This is a genomic window from Corynebacterium singulare (assembly GCF_000833575.1).
Classification (GTDB): domain Bacteria; phylum Actinomycetota; class Actinomycetes; order Mycobacteriales; family Mycobacteriaceae; genus Corynebacterium; species Corynebacterium singulare.
This window is the reverse complement of record NZ_CP010827.1, coordinates 1,009,564-1,027,839: the sequence shown is the minus strand read 5'-3', so window position 1 is coordinate 1,027,839 and position 18,276 is coordinate 1,009,564. Positions and strand designations below refer to the sequence as shown.

Sequence of the window (18,276 nt, the reverse complement as noted above, 5' to 3'; positions counted from 1 at the left end):
AGGAATACTACAGCGCACCCAACCCCTACTTCGGACCGACACAGATCGGTAACAAAATTATGTCAAAGTGTTCCCATGCGTAACATACTGCGCTAGACTGCACCGATGAACGGCTCACCGAGCCGGGAAATAGTGCTGTTCTCTACGCATAACTCAAGGAGTTCCATGTCCATCCGTCGTATTGCCGCCACCGCCGCCGCCATCGTCACCCTCGGTGCCGCAGTTCCTGCCACCGCATCCGCTGCTTCCCTCGATGAGCTGGGCGGCTTTTTGTCCCAGCGCATCCAAACTGTTGACTGCGACGCCCTGCGCAACACCCTGACCCTCATCGATCGAGGCACCGAGGGCGAGCTGCTCACCGAAACCACCACCCGCAACCAGCTGTCCCAGAACCTTACCGCGCTGGGCACCACCGAGGACTTCGGCCCGCTGGCACTGGTCGCAGTGAAGTACGCTGGCCAGACTGCTGACCGCGCACTCGAGTGCAAGATCGTAAAGGAAGACACCATCGCCACCGGCGGCACCGGCCTGTCCTCCAAGATTGCGGATTACGCTCCGCTCCTGTCTTCCGTTCTCCAGAAGAACTAAAGGTTTTCGCGGGCCTTACCCTCCGCCCACAAGCGCTCCTGCTCCTCTACCCCAACGACGCTCTCTGTGCCGTCAAACAGGTAGGGCGCGCGGGAGCGCATTTTTGTGACAAAAGAGGCCGCCACGTCCTCCAATGTGAAAGCTCCACGACGCGCCGCAATCTCGGCATGGAAAAGGACTTGGAGGAAAACGTCCCCTAGTTCCTTCATCAGTTCAGCATCGGGTGCACGCTGCTCCACCGCTTGAGCAAACTCTGCGGACTCTTCAGCAAGGTATGGCAGCAAGGAATCATGCGTCTGCTCCCGTTCCCATTCCCCAATCGTGCGAGCCCGCGACATGACCTCTCGCGCCTGCCACAGCGGATCCTCGAGGGATGGGGCAAGGATGAGGTCATGGGAGGCGTCGAGAAGCGCACGCACCTTCGGGTCCGACGCATTCGTGCTCACCAGCACACCTTGCCCCAAAGGATCATCACCGCACAACAGCTCATCGAAGTTCCACCGGACTTTCACCGGCACTTCATCGGTGAAAACCGCAGGCCCACGCAGCTTTCCATAGACTTCCATGGGGAGCATGGTGGGCCAACGCGGATCGAGCAACAGGACAGTCATAGGCCCCGAGTATAGGGGCTCTCGCCCCATGAGTTTTGACTACAGTTGCGCAAAAGCCCGCCTTAAGGGGTATTTTTGACCAATGACCTCTACACCACTCACCGAATCGCCGCGCACGCACTCCGTGACGCTGTGGACGCTCGTTGCGCTCATCATCGGTTCCACGGTGGGCGCCGGCATCTTCTCTCTGCCGCAGAACATCGCCTCCGTGGCCGGACCCGGCGCCATGCTGCTGGGTTGGCTCATCGCCGGCATCGGCATGCTCTCTGTGGCATTCGTTTTCCAGATCCTTGCTCACCGCAAGCCACACCTCGATTCTGGCGTATACTCCTACGTCCGCGCCGGCCTTGGGGACTTTATCGGCTTTACCTCCGGCTGGGGCTATTGGCTGGGTTCCGTCATGGCACAGGTGGGCTACGCCACCCTATTCTTTAACACCATCGGCCACTACGTGCCCTTCTTTGATGCGGACCACCAGTGGGTTTCCGCTATCGCGGTATCGCTTCTGTCATGGGGCATCTTCGCGGTGCTCGCCCGCGGTATTAAGCAGGCAGCCATCATGAACATGGTGACGTCCGTTGCCAAGATCGTTCCTATCCTGGCTTTCATCGTGCTCATTGCTTTCCTCGGCTTTAGTTGGGACAAGTTCACCCTTGACTTCTGGGGTGAGAACTCTGATAAGTCGCTCTTTGAGCAGGTCCAGGGCATCATGCTCTTCACCGTGTGGGTATTCATTGGTGTCGAAGGCGCCTCTGTCTACTCCAAGCAGGCACGCTCCCGTTCCGATGTTGGTCGCGCCACCGTTATCGGCTTCATCAGCGTCCTCGTGTTGCTTGTCTCCGTGTCCACGTTGAGCTTCGGCGTACTCACCCAGGAGGAACTCGCGGCCCTACCTGATAACTCTATGGCCTCCGTACTCACTGCCGCCGTGGGTGAATGGGGCGGCGCGCTCATCTCGATCGGCCTATGTCTATCCGTGCTGGGCGCCTACGTGTCCTGGCAGATGCTCTGTGCCGAGCCAATTGCCATGATGGCCTTCGACGGCCTGCTGCCCCGCAAAATTGGCACCATCAACTTGGCTGGTGCGCCGTGGGTAGCACAGCTCATTTCTACGCTGGCAATTCAGCTCTTCGTCATCGTCTTCTTCCTCAACGAGACCTCCTATAACGCCATGGTGCAGCTGGCCACCATCATGTACCTGCTGCCCTATATCTTTTCCTCTCTCTACCTGGTTCTTCTTGCCATCCGCGGCAAGGGCCTGACCCACCCACATGCCGGCGTGAAGTTCGACATGTCTGGCCCTGAGGTTAGCTCCAAGGAGAACCGCCACCACCTCTTTATTGGGCTTGTGGCGTTCGTGTATTCGCTATGGCTCATCTACGCAGCTGACCTTGTGTATGTGCTGTTAGGTGCACTGGCCGTGGTGCCAAGCATAGTTCCGTACGTGGCTACCCGCCTGTATAAGAAGGAGCGTGTGTTCAACAACTTCGAATGGTGCGTGGTGCTCGTTGTCATCGCTGGTGCGATTGCTGCAGTGTGGGGCCTCAGCGCCGGCTGGCTGTCCCTTTAAGGTAGGGCCCGGCCCCCACGCGTGGTGGTGTTCCCCTAGTACGTCCCGGCCAGCGCTCAAGGAACGGCCACGCCGGCCGACAGCATCCATGTCACCATGAGAGCTCTGCGCTGATTCAAGCGTTTGCTGTGCCTCGTACCGTTCCCGGAGATTCCGCATCACCCTTGCGGGAGCGGACCGCGTAGACGATGCACGAGGCAATCCACAGAATGTGGCCAACGGCGCTGATTCCTAGGCCGGCGTAGGCCGTGGCTCCGGCAGCCTTCTCATTTCCATGCCACCATGTGGGGACGGTGGCGGGTCCCACGTCACCAAAATCAGGCATGTTCGCGTGGAATACGGCAAAGCCGATGAAGGTCATGGCTAACCCCGCCCAAGCCCAGGCAAGCTTGCTGGGATACTCACCGCGAATGAGCAGAGGGAGCAAGCCGAGAGCAATCCAGAAGCCTACGATCAGCACCCCATACATCAGCACAAGAAAGACGAGCCAGCCCCCGTTCTTACCCAACATCTTTATGACAAGTGACGCTGGAATGGTCAGCACAGCAGCGACCATCCATACTGCAAGTAAGACAATTCGGCGGTTGGCGGCTTTCATTACTTTTCCCCTACGCTGATGACGTTCTTTGTGGCCTTCCCACCGGTGACATCGACGTGGTCCAGCTCAAACATGGCCGTTAAGAAGTCCGCCATCCACTGTACTAGTTCGACATCGCGCAGCTTGGGGTCCGTCACATTGCGGCCGGCTTTCGGGAAGTTGAGCTGAATGGCCTTGGCAGCTGCACGGTAGTTGGAGCCAGGGAAGAGGCGTTTGAGGCGCACCTGCTTGGAATCCGCGAGCTCCACCGGATGGACCTTGATGCGGGTTCCTTGCACTGTGATATCGGCAACCCCCGCCCGGCGCGCTTGGTGGCGCAGGCGGGCGACGGCCAGCAGCCGCTGCACCGGCTCCGGCACGGGTCCATAGCGGTCCTCCATCTCCTCCACGGTGTGTTGCAGGTCCGCGTTGTCCTTGGAGGCCGCGAGCTTCCGGTAGACCTCCAAGCGAAGACGCTCAGAGTTGATGTAGCTTTCCGGAATGTGAGCATCAACAGGCAAGTCGATGCGGATTTCCTTCGGCCCCTCATCTGTGACAACTGGGGCTTCTCCCCTAGCAAGCGCTTTGAAGGTTTCTACGGCTTCGCCGACGAGGCGGACGTACAGATCAAAACCCACGCCGGCAATATGTCCGGATTGCTCCGCACCGAGGACGTTGCCGGCACCGCGCATTTCCAGGTCCTTCATGGCCACAGCCATGCCGGCGCCGAGGTCATTGTTCTGGGCAATGGTAGCAAGGCGGTCATAGGAAGTCTCAGTGAGCGTGGCGCCCTTCGGATAAAGGAAATAGGCATAACCACGCTCACGGGAGCGGCCCACACGCCCGCGCAGCTGGTGGAGCTGGGACAGGCCCATGTGGTGGGCATTTTCCACGATGAGGGTGTTGGCATTGGCGATATCCAGGCCGGTTTCCACAATGGTGGTACACACCAGAACGTCATACTCACGATCCCAGAAGCCCTGAACGGTCTGTTCCAGGACGTCCTCATTCATCTGGCCGTGGGCCACCACAATGCGCGCTTCAGGCACGAGATCTCGCAGCTCACGAGCCTTCTTTTCGATGTCCGCGACCTTGTTGTGGATAAAGAACACCTGTCCATCCCGCAACAGCTCGCGGCGGATGGCCGCCGCGATCTGCTTGTCCTCGTAGGCACCAACATAGGTCAGCACTGGGTGGCGGTCCTCCGGCGGTGTAAGGATTGTGGACATCTCACGGATGCCCGCCATGGACATCTCCAGGGTTCGGGGAATCGGGGTTGCGGACATGGTCAGCACATCCACCGAGGCCTTGAGCGCCTTGATGTGTTCCTTGTGCTCGACACCGAAGCGCTGCTCCTCATCGACGACGATAAGGCCTAGATTCTTCCACTGCACGCCGGTCTGCAACAGGCGGTGGGTACCGATGACAATGTCCACCGAGCCATCCGCCAAGCCAGCAAGAATCTCCTTGGATTCCTTGGTCGAGGTGAAACGCGACAGCACCTCAATATCAACCGGGAAGCCCTGCATGCGTTCGCGGAAGGTATCGGTGTGCTGTTGAGCCAGCAGCGTGGTAGGAACCAGAACCGCAACTTGCTTGCCATCCTGGACGGCCTTGAAGGCCGCGCGCACAGCCACCTCGGTCTTGCCATAGCCCACGTCACCCACAACGACGCGATCCATCGGCACTGTGGACTCCATGTCTTGTTTCACGGAGTCGATGGCCAACATCTGGTCCTCGGTCTCAACAAAGGGGAAATTGTCCTCCATCTCCGCCTGCCACGGCGTATCCGGACCGAATTGGTGACCCGGTGCGGCTTGCCGCTTGGCGTAGAGTTCCACGAGCTCGCCTGCGATTTCGCGCACAGCGGCGCGCGCCTTCTTCTTCGTGTTTTTCCAGTCGGAGCCGCCCATCTTCGACAAGGTGGGGGCCTCACCACCGGTGTACTTACTCAGCAGGTCGAGCGAGTCCATGGGGACCCACAGCTGGTCAGCGGGCTGGCCGCGCTTCGAAGCGGCGTACTCAAGCACGATGTACTCACGGCGCGAGGTCTCATCACCAGACTGAATGGTGCGCTCAGCCATCTTGAGGAACTTGCCAATACCATGGGTTTCGTGCACCACATAGTCGCCCTGTTTGAGAGCCAGTGGATCGACTCGGTTGCGACGCTTTGCTGGGCGACGTTTCGCTCCCGCAATATCGCCCACGCGATTACCCGTGAGATCAGTCTCCGTAACGACAACGAGCGGGAGCGCTTCTGCGTCCTTTAGCTTGCGCACCTTGGGGAAAACGAGACCGGCATGGCTCAGAGCTTGATACAGGGTGACCTCGCCGGGACTCGGCTCCCAGCCTGGCGTGGCCACCTTGGTGGGAATTCCCTTTTCGGCGAAACGCTCCACCATACGCTTGATAGCGCCCTGCGCAGGAGCAATGAACGCAGCACGCCCGCCCGCAGTGGTGTGAGCGAGAAGCTGCGCCATCATGGCGTCAATTTCCTGGATATCACCGCGTGGTGTGGGGCCAGGTTCAAAGTCGAGCGGCAGGGTCTCCGACTCCGCCGCCGCAAACATGCCGGGAGGTGCAAAGGTCCACAGCGGTGCTTCAATCTGCGCACACGTGGCCACCAAGGACTCGTAGGAACGGTAGCTAGAGGCTTCCGTGTCAAGACCTTCGGCTGCAAGCGGGCCATCCGCACCCATGGCTGCGGCTTCCCACCCTGCGGCGAGAAATTCAGCATCAGTGGATTCCAGATCTGCGACGCGGGTGCGGATCTTCTCCGGTGCCACGAGCAGCACGTGTGTGCCGCTGGGGAGGAGTTCGGGGAGGGTGACGAAGGGGACGTCGGCAAGCACGGCGAGCAACGCCTCCATACCTTCGGCCGGTATGTGCTCACCCACCTTGGTAAGAAGCTCAGCCAGTGCCGCGTTGCCACCAAACTTCTGGGCCAAGTCACGGGCACGCGCAGCCACCTCGTTGGTGATGGGCAGCTCACGGGCCGGGTAAATGGCGACCTCACCTACCTCAATCTCCGTGAAGGCACGCTGGTCCGCCACGGAGAACTGGCGAATATCCGTAATCTCGTCTCCCCAGAACTCCACGCGCACCGGGTAATCGGAGGTAGTGGGGAAAATATCAAGGATGCCGCCACGGGTAGCGTACTCACCGCGCTTAGCCACCATGTCCACGTGCTTGTACGCCCGGAACTCCAGCTCCGACACGATATGGGAAAACTCGTGCTCCTCCTCTTCTTTGAGGAAAATGGGCGCACGCCCCTCCACCTTGCTCAAGATGGGCTGGCAGTAACCACGAGCGGAGGTCACCACAACCTTGGCTTTACCAGCGCCAACAAGGTCGAGGACTTGGGCGCGCTTGCCGACGATATCGGCGGCAGGCGAAAGCCTTTCATGCGGGAGCGTCTCCCACGCCGGGAAATACGTCACCTTGTCCCCCAACAATGCAGTGAGCTCCGCTGTCAGATCCTCCGCCTCGCGGCCCGATGCTGCGACGACCAGGACGGGCGCATGGTGTGCCAAGGTGCCGATAGCCCACGGGCGGGCTTGGTCGATGCCCGTAATGTGCAGGGATGACGTTCCCACCTGGGCGGCGAGCCCCTTAAGCTTAGGATCAGACGCTGCTACCTTGAGCAGCCCGCCCAACATCGGAGTGGTCATCTACTTCTCTCCCTTCAGCTTCGGAGTCGCTTCCATACCGGACAGGCCATTCCAGCACAGGTTCACAATGTGCGCGGCCACGGTCTCACGCGAAGGTTCGCGCACATCCAGCCACCACTGCGCGGTGGTAGCCACCATTCCTACGAGCGCCTGTCCATAAAGCACGGCAAGCTCGGGGTCGAATCCTCGATGCTCGAAGGCCTCACCCAGAATGTGAGCAATCTGGTTCACCGCGGTATTCAGCAAGGTGGAAAAGCTGCGTTCCTCCCCCGGCTTCGAATCACGGACCAGAATGAGGAAACCATCAGTCTCCTCTTCGACGTAGGTCAACAGCGCCACAACTCCGCGCTCAATACGCTCACGCCAAGACCCCTCCTGTAGGGATTCGATGACCACTTTTTCCAAGGCTACGAGCTCGCGGTCGATGACCACCGCGTAAAGGCCTTCTTTACCGCCAAAATGCTCGTACACCACGGGCTTAGACACACCTGCGCGCGCGGCGATCTCCTCCACACTGGCGCCATCGAAGCCAAGCTCCGCGAAGGCCGCCCGGCCAATGGAAATCAACTGCTCACGGCGCTCACGGCCGGTCATCCTTTGTCGAACCATGCTCCTACTCTATCTCCCCCACCGGACATGACCCGCACTCGCAAAAAGCGGGGAGGCATTTAGGACTCTCGAACCCCGTCAGGTAACATGTCCCCCAGCGCTGACGCACGGCGCTGTTTCCCCATGGTGTAATCGGCAACACTACGGTTTTTGGTACCGTCATTCTAGGTTCGAGTCCTGGTGGGGAAGCTTTTTATTGCCTAGCTGTCGCCCTGCTTTTTCTCTGTCCGCTTCTTACTCCCGCGCCGAAACCCCTTAAGCTCCGCTTTCTTTGCAATAGCTGCAACCTGGGCTGCGGTGTAGTTCACCGGCGCCACGCCGGCGCGCGGAAGTACCCATCCGCGCCAGTAGGATGTAATGGCCATGCCGCAGCCCACGATGGGAGCAATGATCATGCCCAGGGCAAACTTGTCGTACTCGGCAAAGCCCACCATGACCACACCGGTCAACACTGCGGGAACTGCATAAAGCGGGGTCCCGCCAAAGACAGAAGGAATCATTCCGGAGGCCACGTCGCGCACCATTCCGCCGCCCACGGCGGTAAGCACACCGAGGAAGACACAGGCAATGAGCGGCATGTCATTGGCCAGCCCCTTCACGCACCCGGTGGTGGACCACACACCCAAAATGATGGCATCACCATGCTCACGGAAAAACTCCCACGCCTTGCCCTTGAGATCAGTGAGGAAAGCGATGAGTGCGCCAACGCAGGCCAACGTGAGGTACAGCGGATCAGAAATAGCTGCCGCCGGACCATTAGCTATGAGCATGTCACGGATCATGCCGCCGGCGAGGCCAGAGAAGAGCGCGAGGAAGACGAAGCCGATGATGTCGAATTCCCGCCGGCGTGCAATGGTGCCGCCGATGATTCCGTTCAGCACCACGCCAATGAGATCAAAAGCTTGGTACAGGGATTGGATAAGAGGGTCAACGTCTTGAATCACAGGTATCGACCCTAGCGCACGGTGAGAAGCTGGATGCTTACTTTCCTATTTGTCCAGAGGTACAAGGCGACTCATGCTGGTCGCAGATCCTGACCGTCATACATCAGATTCACACGACTAGGGTCGTTCGGTTTTCAGGGTTGCACTTTTGAAAACATCAAGAACACGCGGAGACCAACAACAGTCCTATCAAAGGCCCCTGGCACAGCCGGCGGCAGGCAGGCTGTGCCACGTAAACAAATGCGCTAGGACGTGGCCGCCGGTGAGGCATATGGGCTGCGTGAAGAGTCCACGACCTGGCTGGCATGCCCGGCGTGAGCAGAGGCATCCGCATCAAAGACAAGGGCACCAGGTTTAACGCGCACATCAGGTTTCTCGCCCTTATTCACGATGACGTATTGGCCCATCATGCCCTGGTCCTCATGCAACAGCATGTGGCAGTGATACATGTACGGGATGGTCTTGTCCGGGAAGTAACCAAACTCCACGAGCAGGCGGGCGGTGGCTTTCGGGGGAAGGTTAACAATATCCTTCCAACCGGAGTTGAAGACGTTCATCTTCTCATCGCCGTCCCACTCCAGAACCTTGAAGCGGGCGTTGTGGATGTGGAAATTGTGTGGCCAGTCGGAATTCTCATTGGTGACGGTCCAGAGCTCTAGGGCGTCCTCATCAATGACGATGTCCACGCGGGTCATGTCCATTTGCTCGCCGTTGATCATGAAGGTGTTGAGCACGAATTCGCGCTCGGTCAGGCCCTCAGTAGACGGGGTTTCTCTCGCAGCAGGATCCAGCTCTGTCGGCAGCGCCGGGGGCTCTGGCGCAGACTCCTCCGGCCCCACAATGGTGAGCAGGTCGAAGGAATCGCGGAAGCCGAAGTCAGCGGCGTCCTTGTCGGTCGGCACACCGAAGTTATCCTTACGCGGCACCGATCGCAGCTGCACTTCCTTACCCGGCTCGAGGTCCACGATGACCTCTGCGCGCTCACCGGGGCCGAGAAGGAGGGAGTCGACTTCCACGGGGGCGTCGAGAAGCCCTGCGTCCGTCGCCACCACGTGGAACGGTGAATCACCGATCTCCAGGGTGTAAAAACGCATCGAGGCACCGTTGAGCAGGCGCAGGCGCACCCGGCGCGTGGTGGCCTCGAAGCGGGCGTTGGTAATGCCATTCACCAGCGGGGTTGTGCCGAGCAGGCCCAGGGTGTTGTCGCTGTTCTCATCGAGCTGGTCGTCTTCGGTGAACTTAGCGTCCATGATGACCACGGGAATATCGTCCACGCCGTACTCGTGTGGCAGATCAATACCGTCGGAGACGTCATCGTCGATGATGAACATGCCGGCCAAGCCTCGGTAGGCATGCGTGGCGGTAGCTAGGTGCGGGTGCGGGTGGTACCACACCGTCGCTGCCGGCTGGATGATCTCCCACTCAGGCTTCCACGTTTCACCACTCTGAATCGGCGAATGCGGGCCGCCGTCGGAATAGGCGGGAAGCTGCATTCCATGCCAGTGCACCGTGGTCATTTCACTCAGGTCATTGGTGATTTCCGCGCGGATCTTCTCACCGCGGCGGGCACGCAGCGTCGGCCCCAGGAAGGGTCCGTTGAAACCCCACGTCCGTGCCCGGTCCTTGCCAGGGAGTACCTCTGAGTGCCCCTCTTGGGCGGTGAGCGTGAATACTCGGGTCTTCCCTTCCTTCGTGCCTTCCTCTACCGGCGGGATTGGTAGAGCACGAGGCTCTCCGTCATAGCCGAGCGGTTCGGGCTGGTCTGACGACGTGGAGCAAGCGCTGACACTTAGAAGGGAGGCACCGGCAACGGTGAGGACGGTTCCCTGGACAAAGACTCGGCGGGACACAGGGCGCGACACAGAGACAGACATGCCTCTCACACTAGGCGGTCAGGCAAACCTTAACCTTCGCATTGGCGTAGTCGGGCTTAAGATCACAGTCATGTCTCTTCCCGCGAAAGAATCCGCTAATGCTCGGAAGTTTGTCTGGTCCAACGGACTGCAGGGCGTGGGCGATCAGCTGCTATCTGGAAAGACCGTCCTGCCCTGGCTTTTTAGTGCGGCAGGTGTGCCCGGTTTCTTTACCGGTCTTCTTGTTCCGTTGCGTGAGTCTGGGTCGATGCTCCCGCAGGCGGCGCTGACCCCGTGGGTGACCTCGCATCCGGCCCGCAAACGCCTGTGGTTGCTGGGCTCGGTGGGACAGGGCGTGTGTGCGGCGATCATCGCGGCAGCCGCCGTGCTTCTCGACGGCCCCCTCCTCGGCCTCATCGTCTGCCTCGCCCTGGCTGTGCTCGCGCTTCTGCGCGCGCTGTGTTCGCTGACCGGCAAGGACGTCCAGGGACGCACCATTTCGAAGGGCAGCCGCGGTGTTGTCACCGGCCGTGCAACGCAGCTGGGTGGTGCCGTCACGCTGATCACCGGCGGTGTCCTCGCTTTCTTGGGCGAGCTGCCTCGCTGGGGGCTGGCGGTTCTTTTGGCTATTGGCGCAGCCACGTGGTTCCTCGCCGCAGTGGTCTTCCGCACTATCGATGAGCCCGTGCCGGAGAACACCGGCCAGAAGGGCATGAACACCAGCTGGTGGAAGGACACCTGGCAGCTCTACACCAAGGACAAGCGTTTCCGCAGCTTCGTCAACGTTCGTGCGCTGCTCTTAGTCTCTGCGCTATCGACGTCCTTTATTGTCGTACTCTCCCAAAGCGTTGGTTCGCAGGCGCTGAGTGGCCTCGGCGGCTTCGTCTTGGCTTCCGGTCTGGCCAGCCTCGTCGGTGGACGGGTATCCGGCGTGCTCTCGGATAAATCCTCCCGCCTGGTCATGTCCTGGGCGGCCGGCTTTGCTGCAGTGATCCTGCTGGCGATTGTGGCGTGTGCGGCGTGGGCGCCGACGTCGATAAGCGCGTGGGCCCTGCCCATCGGATTCTTCTTGGTCAATCTGGCACACGCTGGCATCCGCGTGGCCCGCAAGACGTATGTCGTGGACATGGCAGGTGAGGACAAGCGCACCCGCTACGTGGGCGCTGCCAACACCATGATGGGTGTCATCCTCCTCATCGTCGGTGGAATTTCCGCTGCCATCGCCTTGGCGGGACCATCTGCGGCTATCCTCTTTCTTGCTGTTGTGGGCCTGCTCGGAGCGTGGCGTGCGCGTGCGCTTCCGGAGGTTTCTCACGGAAACTAATGCAAGCGCGTTATGATGAATCCCAGTAAGTCCTGACACCCCCAACACAGGAGACGCACACACTCGTGGCTGAAACAACCGACTGCGCCGCCATTGTCCTCGCTGCCGGCGCGGGCACCCGCATGAAATCCTCAACCCAGAAGACTTTGCATGAGATTGGCGGGCGGTCACTGCTCGGCCATGCACTTCATGCGGCTGGGGGACTCAATCCGGAACACCTTGTGGTCGTCGTCGGCCACCAGCGTGACCAAGTTTCCCCGGCTGTTGACGCCATTGCTGAAGAGCTCGATTGTGAGGTCTCTCAGGCAGTTCAGGAAGAACAGAATGGCACCGGTCATGCTGTGCAATGCGGCCTGAGCGCGTTGCCGGACTTCGATGGCACCGTCATTGTCACCAATGGAGACGTTCCCCTGCTGCGCCCAGAGACCCTGCGCGAGCTGCACGAGAGCCATACAGGCCAAGGCAATGCGGTCACCGTGTTATCCATGACCTTGGAGGATCCGACCGGCTACGGCCGCGTCCTGCGCGCTGAGGATGACTCTGTGACCGCCATCGTGGAGCAGAAAGACGCCTCTGAAGAGCAGCGTGCAGTGCGTGAGGTCAACTCCGGCGTGTTCGCCTTCGATGGCGCCGTGCTGCGTGATGCTCTCACCAAGCTCAACTCCGACAACGCCCAGGGCGAGCTCTACATCACCGATGTGCTGGAGATTGCTCGCGAGGCTGGCCACCGCGTCGGCGCCCACGTTGCTGCGGACCCCGATGAGCTGTCGGGAGTCAACGACCGCGTACAGCTCGCTGCGGCAGGGCGTCTGCTCAAACGCCGCATGGTGGAGAAGGCCATGCGCGGCGGCGCCACCATCGTTGACCCTGAGACCACCTGGATTGGGGTAAACGTCACGATTGGCCAGGATGTCACCATCCACCCCAACACCCAGCTGTGGGGCGCGACCACTATCGCCGATGGTGCCGAGGTTGGCCCCGACACCACCCTGACCAACATGCAGGTCGGTGCAGGCGCCAGCGTCGTGCGCACGCACGGCTTCGATTCCGTCATCGGCACGGACGCCACGGTTGGGCCGTTCACCTACATTCGTCCCGGCGTCATCGTGGGCCAGGAGGGCAAGCTTGGCGGCTTCGTCGAGGCCAAAAAAGCCCAGATCGGCCGCGGCACCAAGGTCCCGCACCTCACCTACATCGGCGACGCCACCGTGGGGGACTACTCCAACATCGGTGCCTCCTCCGTCTTCGTCAACTATGACGGCGTCAACAAGCACCACACCACCATCGGCAGCCACGTGCGCACTGGCTCCGACACCATGTTCATCGCCCCCGTCACCGTGGGTGATGGTGCCTACTCTGGGGCAGGTACAGTGATTAAGGACGATGTGCCCCCAGGAGCACTCGCCGTCTCCGGCGGCAAGCAGCGCAACATCGAGGGCTGGGTTCAGAAGAAGCGCCCGGGCACGCCTGCGGCAGACGCTGCGGACAAGGCCCAGGGCTCCTCGGATGACGACCACACCACCAACTAACAACACGTAAAAGGATATTTACTGATGACTGGCAAGGTTACCGGCAGCAGCAAGAACATGAAGCTCTTCACCGGGCGTGCACACCCGGCGTTGGCGGAAGCTGTGGCCAAGGAGCTCAAGACCGACCTGGTTCCGACCACCGCCCGCGACTTCGCCAACGGCGAAATCTTCATCCGCTTCGAGGAATCCGTGCGTGGTGCCGACTGTTTTGTGATGCAGTCCCACACCCAGCCTCTCAACAAGTGGCTGGTGGAGCAGCTCATCATGATTGATGCTCTCAAGCGCGGCTCCGCCAAGCGCATCACCGCCATCCTGCCCTTCTACCCCTACGCACGCCAGGATAAGAAGCACCTGGGCCGCGAGCCCATTTCCGCCCGTCTGGTGGCGGACCTGCTCGCCGCCGCCGGCGCGGACCGCATCGTGTCCGTGGACCTGCACACCGACCAGATCCAGGGCTTCTTCGATGGCCCGGTCGATCACATGCACGCCATGCCGATCCTGGTGGACCACATCAAGAAGAACTACCCGCTGGACAACCTCGCGGTGGTCTCCCCCGATGCTGGCCGTGTCAAGGTTGCGGAGAAGTGGGCGCATGAGTTGGGTGATGCCCCGCTGTCCTTCGTCCACAAGACCCGTTCTAATACTGAAGCCAACAAGACGGTGTCCAACCGCGTTGTTGGTGACGTGGAGGGCAAGGACTGCGTGCTTCTCGACGACATGATTGACACCGGCGGCACCATCGCCGGCGCAGTCAATGTCCTCAAGGAGGCCGGCGCCAAGACCGTCATTATCGCCTGCACCCACGGTGTGTTCTCCGACCCGGCCCGCGAGCGCCTCTCGCAGTGCGGTGCCGAAGAGGTCATCACGACCGATACCCTGCCGCAGTCTACGGAAGGCTGGGAGAACCTCACGGTGCTGTCGATTGCCCCGCTGCTGGCGCGCACCATCCACGAAATTTTCGAGAATGGTTCGGTGACCACGCTCTTCGAAACCAACTAGGATTTGGTTCCACGACAACGCTGCTGCTAAAATCTTCTGAGTCTCGGCGAGGGAGAAATCCGTTATCGACGCGATAGCACAAGTTAAGCAGTGAATCTTGAATTAAGCCTGCGATGACTCGTCCAAGACGTCCATCGGCAGGCTTTTGTCGTATCTATATGGTTTCAGCAAAAGCTCTCGCCGCACCGAATACTTCAAGGAGATTACACATGGCTAACACCCGTCCAGTCATCAAGGGCGAAGTTCGTTCCGAGTTTGGTAAGGGCTTTGCTCGCCGTCTGCGCGCCGCTGGCAAGGTGCCGGGCGTTGTCTACGGCCACGCCGTTGACGTCCTGCACTTCGCTGTTGACCGCCTGGAGATCACCGCTCTGGTCCGCAACAACGGTGTCAACGCAGTTTTCGAGCTCGAGCTCGAGGGCGAGCAGCACCTCGTCATGGTCAAGAACATCGACCAGAACGTTCTGACCTTCAACATCGACCACATCGACCTGCTCTCCATTAAGCGTGGCGAGAAGGTTGAGGTTGAGGTTCCGGTTGTCCTCGAGGGCGAGCCGGCTCCGGGCCTCATGTTCATCCAGGATGCAGACGTCCTGCTCGTCGAGGCAGACGTTCTCAACATTCCGGAAGAGCTCACCGTATCCATCGAGGGTCTCGAGGATGGCGCCGTTGTTACCGCCGGCGACGTCACCCTGCCGGAGGGCACCACCCTGGTAGCCGAGGAAGACACCGTCATCGTCTCCATCTCCGAGCCGGAGGTTGACGAGGAGCTCGAGGCAGCTGCTGAGGCTGCTGAGGAAGGCGGCGCCGAGGCTGGCGCTGACTCCGAGGAAGAGGGCTCTGAGTCTGCCGAGGAGGAGAAGGACGGCGAGGACGAGGAGTAATCCTCTACCCCCCTCATACGCACCGCGCTGTCGCTCCCCACATGCTAGGGAGCGGGGGCGCGGTTCGCCGTTTTCTCGCCTTTCCTGCCTAAAATGGTGCGCGTGACTTCTTCTCCATATCTCGTCGTAGGACTGGGCAACCCGGGCCCGAAGTATGCCGGTACGCGCCACAACATCGGCTTCGACGTCGCCGATGAACTGGCCGACGAACTATATGCTTCGTTCTCCGTCCACAAGAAGACAAACACTGATGTTGCCGAGGCACGCCATGGGCAGGGCGGCGCTGCCACGAAGGTCATCATTGCCAAACCGCGATGCTTTATGAATCTGTCCGGCGGACCAATTAAAGCTTTGGCGCAGTACTTCAACGTCGTCCCCGACCACATCATCGTGATCCACGACGAGCTGGAGCTCGACTTTGCCGCCATCAAGCTCCGCCTCGGCGGCGGAGACCGCGGCCACAATGGCTTGCGCTCGACAACAAAATCCTTGGGCACTAAGGACTATCAGCGCTTGTCCGTGGGCATTGGCCGCCCACCAGGCCGTATGGACCCGGCTTCTTTCGTGCTAAAGCCCTGGACCAAGCAGGAGGCTCAGGACGTTCCCATCATGTGTGCGGATGCGGTGGAGGAGATTCTTCGCGCGCTAGACTAGCGGCCATGAAGCTCGCTACTCTCCGCACCAGTTTTGGCACCTGCGCCATCCGCATCGACGGTCCGAATGTGGCCACGGAGTTGGACTACGAGGACGTCGGCAAGCTGCTTACCAGCCCGGACTGGCGCAAAGCCGCGCAGCTGTCCGGCGAGCCCGTCGTCTTCGATAATGCCGACCTAGCACCCGTCATCCCCACGCCCGGCAAGATTATCTGCGTGGGCGTGAACTACGCCAAGCATGCTCGGGAAATGGGCCGCGAGCTGCCCACCCAGCCCACGCTCTTCGTCAAGTTTCCTGAGGCCCTCACTGGCCCCTTTGATGATGTCTACATCCCCGACTTCGCCACGAAGAAGCTGGACTATGAGGGCGAACTCGCGGTAGTCATCGGCACTCGTGCGCACCGCGTGCGCGTGGCTGATGCCGTGGACCATGTCGCGGGCTACGCCATTATGAATGACTACACTCTGCGCGATTACCAGCGCGCCACCTCCCAGTTCCACGCAGGAAAGTCCTTTTACCGCACGGCTGGTTTCGGGCCGTGGCTCACCACCGCAGACGAGTGGGCACCTGGCCGTGGCGCGCGGCTCACTACGACTGTCGACGGCCAGGTGCGCCAAGACGATAACACCGATGACCTCATCTTCTCCGTGGCGGAGCTCATCGCCTTTTGTTCCTCCCTGTATCCACTCAACCCTGGGGACGTGATCGCCACCGGTACTCCGGAAGGTGTTGGCTTTGCGCGCGGCGAGGACGCGATGCTGGGAGATGGGTCGGTAACGCGCATTAGCATCGACGGCTTGGGAGCAATTGAGAGTACCACGCACGTCGGTGAGCCGCCCTCTGCTGGCTGCGGGGAAGGCTGCGCGTGCCGGGACAGTTAATATTCAGCTGTGCGCAGGGGTTTCGGCAAGTATTCACTACTTTCGTTACGGTCGTTAACACCATGTCCCAGACATCATAAGGACGAGCCTTTTATGACTCATCGTTTCCGTTTCACCGCCGCCGGCATCGCCCTGTGCGCTACCGCTGCACTGACCGCATGTTCCTCTGACGATGATGCCGAAACGGCACCCGCCGCCACGACCCCGGCCCCAGTCGAAACAGTGACCGAGGCGCCGGTGACGACGGTCGTTGAACAGAACGACGATGACCACGACGATCAAGATGATCAGGATGATCAGCCGGCAGGAACCACGAATGCCGGCGATCCAGCGGCAGATAATGCCACCACGTCCGGCACTATCTCCAGCGAGGATGCTCTCGCCGCCGCTTATGCTCACGCCGGCGTTGACGCAAGCGCCGTGACAGAGAAGGAAGTCGAGCTCGATGACGGTGACGACGCCAGGGGCCCACACTGGGAGATTGAATTCACAGCACACGGCCAAGAGCATGAATTCGACGTCGATGCCACCAACGGCACGGTGACCAACCACGAGGTTGACTAAATACCCTTTTCACCCCCCGTTCGGGCTGCCTACCAGCGGCCTGTTTTAGGTATTTCCCCAGCTTAAGGGTAGGTTTGAGGGTATGAGTTCAACAAAGAAGTCTCCCTCCAAACCCCCTAAGCTCGACAAGCAGGCCTACGAGGAGGAGCTCAAGCGCCTCCAGGCTGAGCTCGTCGAGATGCAGCAGTGGGTAGTTGAGACCGGCGCCCGCGTGGTCATCATCATGGAAGGCCGCGACGCTGCTGGTAAGGGTTCCGCCATCAAGCGCATTACGCAGTATCTCAACCCGCGTACCTGCCGCATCGAGGCCCTCCCCAAGCCCACGGACCGTGAGGCTGGCCAGTGGTACTTCCAGCGCTACATCGAAAAGCTACCCACCGCGGGCGAAATCGTCATCTTCGACCGCTCCTGGTACAACCGCGCCGGTGTGGAACGCGTCATGGGCTTCTGCTCCCAGCAGGAGTATGTCCGTTTCCTCCACCAGGCACCGTTGCTGGAGCACATGCTCATTGAAGATGGCATCATCCTTCTCAAGTACTGGTTCTCTGTCTCCGACGAGGAACAGATTGCCCGCTTCAAGTCGCGCCGCAATGATCCGCTGCGCCGCTGGAAGCTCTCCCCCATGGATCTTCAGTCCATTACTCGCTGGGAGGACTACTCCCGCGCTAAGGATGAGATGTTCGTCCACACGGATACTCCCACCTCGCCGTGGTACACCGTGGAGTCTGAGGACAAGAAGCGCTCCCGCATCAACGTAATCAACCACATCCTTAAGACCATCCCCTACCAGCACGTCGAACAGGATATCCCGGAGATCCCATCGCGCCCAGAGGAAGAAGCCGAGTACGAGCGTCCGCCACGCAACGACTTTGCGTATGTTGAAGACGTTGCTGCTGAACTGGAGCGCGACAAGGTCAACCGCAAGAAGGCTGATAAGAAGTCCGAGAAGAAGCATAAGAAGGGCAAGAAAAAGTAAACACCTCGGGCCTTCTCGCTAACGCAGCGGCCCTCACCGGCAGAA

The 18,276-nt window shown here is 60.3% G+C and carries 16 protein-coding genes; 10 read left to right on the top strand and 6 right to left on the bottom strand.

Features of this window, described 5'->3' with window-relative positions; translation table 11 throughout:
• Positions 1–165: 165 nt before the first annotated feature.
• The gene (locus tag CSING_RS04790) at positions 166–588 is read left to right on the top strand and encodes a hypothetical protein (RefSeq protein ID WP_042530180.1); all 423 of its coding nucleotides are present in this window, start codon (positions 166–168) and stop codon (positions 586–588) included.
• On the opposite strand, the gene CSING_RS04785 is transcribed toward CSING_RS04790, so the two are convergent.
• The gene (locus CSING_RS04785) at positions 585–1,199 is read right to left on the bottom strand and encodes a MazG nucleotide pyrophosphohydrolase domain-containing protein (RefSeq protein ID WP_052471383.1); all 615 of its coding nucleotides are present in this window, start codon (positions 1,197–1,199) and stop codon (positions 585–587) included. The genes CSING_RS04790 and CSING_RS04785 overlap by 4 nt on opposite strands.
• Positions 1,200–1,281: 82 nt before the next feature.
• Here CSING_RS04785 and CSING_RS04780 point away from each other — a divergent pair, with 82 nt between their 5' ends.
• A complete protein-coding gene (locus CSING_RS04780) occupies positions 1,282–2,769 on the top strand; it encodes an amino acid permease (protein WP_042530175.1) in 1,488 nt (495 codons plus the stop codon).
• Positions 2,770–2,884: 115 nt separating this feature from the next.
• Here CSING_RS04780 and CSING_RS04775 read toward each other — a convergent pair whose 3' ends face one another.
• The 5 genes from CSING_RS04775 to CSING_RS04755 form a co-directional block, all read right to left on the bottom strand.
• Entirely contained in the window at positions 2,885–3,367 is a 483-nt protein-coding gene (locus CSING_RS04775) for a hypothetical protein (RefSeq protein ID WP_042530174.1), read from the bottom strand.
• Positions 3,367–7,017, bottom strand: a complete 3,651-nt coding sequence (mfd, locus tag CSING_RS04770; RefSeq protein WP_201773965.1) for a transcription-repair coupling factor — start codon at positions 7,015–7,017, stop codon at positions 3,367–3,369. The genes CSING_RS04775 and mfd overlap by 1 nt, the downstream gene beginning before the upstream one ends.
• Positions 7,018–7,626: a TetR/AcrR family transcriptional regulator gene (locus CSING_RS04765; RefSeq protein WP_042530172.1), complete on the bottom strand. Its 609-nt coding sequence runs from the start codon at positions 7,624–7,626 to the stop codon at positions 7,018–7,020.
• A gap of 200 nt (positions 7,627–7,826) precedes the next feature.
• Complete coding sequence (locus tag CSING_RS04760) at positions 7,827–8,567, bottom strand: trimeric intracellular cation channel family protein (RefSeq protein ID WP_201773985.1); 741 nt, start codon at positions 8,565–8,567, stop codon at positions 7,827–7,829.
• A 248-nt stretch (positions 8,568–8,815) separates the two neighbouring features.
• The gene (locus CSING_RS04755; protein ID WP_042530166.1) at positions 8,816–10,444 is read right to left on the bottom strand and encodes a multicopper oxidase family protein; all 1,629 of its coding nucleotides are present in this window, start codon (positions 10,442–10,444) and stop codon (positions 8,816–8,818) included.
• A gap of 70 nt (positions 10,445–10,514) precedes the next feature.
• Here CSING_RS04755 and CSING_RS04750 point away from each other — a divergent pair, with 70 nt between their 5' ends.
• The 8 genes from CSING_RS04750 to ppk2 all read left to right on the top strand — a co-directional run bounded on the left by CSING_RS04750 (position 10,515) and on the right by ppk2 (position 18,231).
• Positions 10,515–11,747 carry an MFS transporter gene (locus tag CSING_RS04750; RefSeq protein WP_042533156.1) on the top strand — a complete coding sequence of 411 codons (1,233 nt, stop codon included), beginning with the start codon at positions 10,515–10,517 and terminating at the stop codon, positions 11,745–11,747.
• Between the two features lie 65 nt (positions 11,748–11,812).
• Positions 11,813–13,276 (top strand): bifunctional UDP-N-acetylglucosamine diphosphorylase/glucosamine-1-phosphate N-acetyltransferase GlmU, encoded by a 1,464-nt coding sequence (gene glmU / locus CSING_RS04745; protein WP_042530163.1) that lies wholly within the window; start codon positions 11,813–11,815, stop codon positions 13,274–13,276.
• 24 nt (positions 13,277–13,300) lie between these two features.
• Complete coding sequence (locus CSING_RS04740; RefSeq protein WP_042530161.1) at positions 13,301–14,275, top strand: ribose-phosphate diphosphokinase; 975 nt, start codon at positions 13,301–13,303, stop codon at positions 14,273–14,275.
• 209 nt (positions 14,276–14,484) lie between these two features.
• A complete protein-coding gene (locus tag CSING_RS04735) occupies positions 14,485–15,156 on the top strand; it encodes a 50S ribosomal protein L25/general stress protein Ctc (protein WP_042530159.1) in 672 nt (223 codons plus the stop codon).
• Positions 15,157–15,258: 102 nt separating this feature from the next.
• Entirely contained in the window at positions 15,259–15,810 is a 552-nt protein-coding gene (gene pth, locus CSING_RS04730) for an aminoacyl-tRNA hydrolase (protein WP_407637946.1), read from the top strand.
• 5 nt (positions 15,811–15,815) lie between these two features.
• The gene (locus CSING_RS04725) at positions 15,816–16,691 is read left to right on the top strand and encodes a fumarylacetoacetate hydrolase family protein (RefSeq protein WP_042530155.1); all 876 of its coding nucleotides are present in this window, start codon (positions 15,816–15,818) and stop codon (positions 16,689–16,691) included.
• Between the two features lie 93 nt (positions 16,692–16,784).
• Entirely contained in the window at positions 16,785–17,255 is a 471-nt protein-coding gene (locus CSING_RS04720) for a PepSY domain-containing protein (RefSeq protein ID WP_084226167.1), read from the top strand.
• 82 nt (positions 17,256–17,337) lie between these two features.
• Positions 17,338–18,231, top strand: coding sequence for a polyphosphate kinase 2 (gene ppk2, locus CSING_RS04715; RefSeq protein ID WP_042530153.1), 894 nt, complete (start codon positions 17,338–17,340; stop codon positions 18,229–18,231).
• Positions 18,232–18,276: the final 45 nt, after the last annotated feature.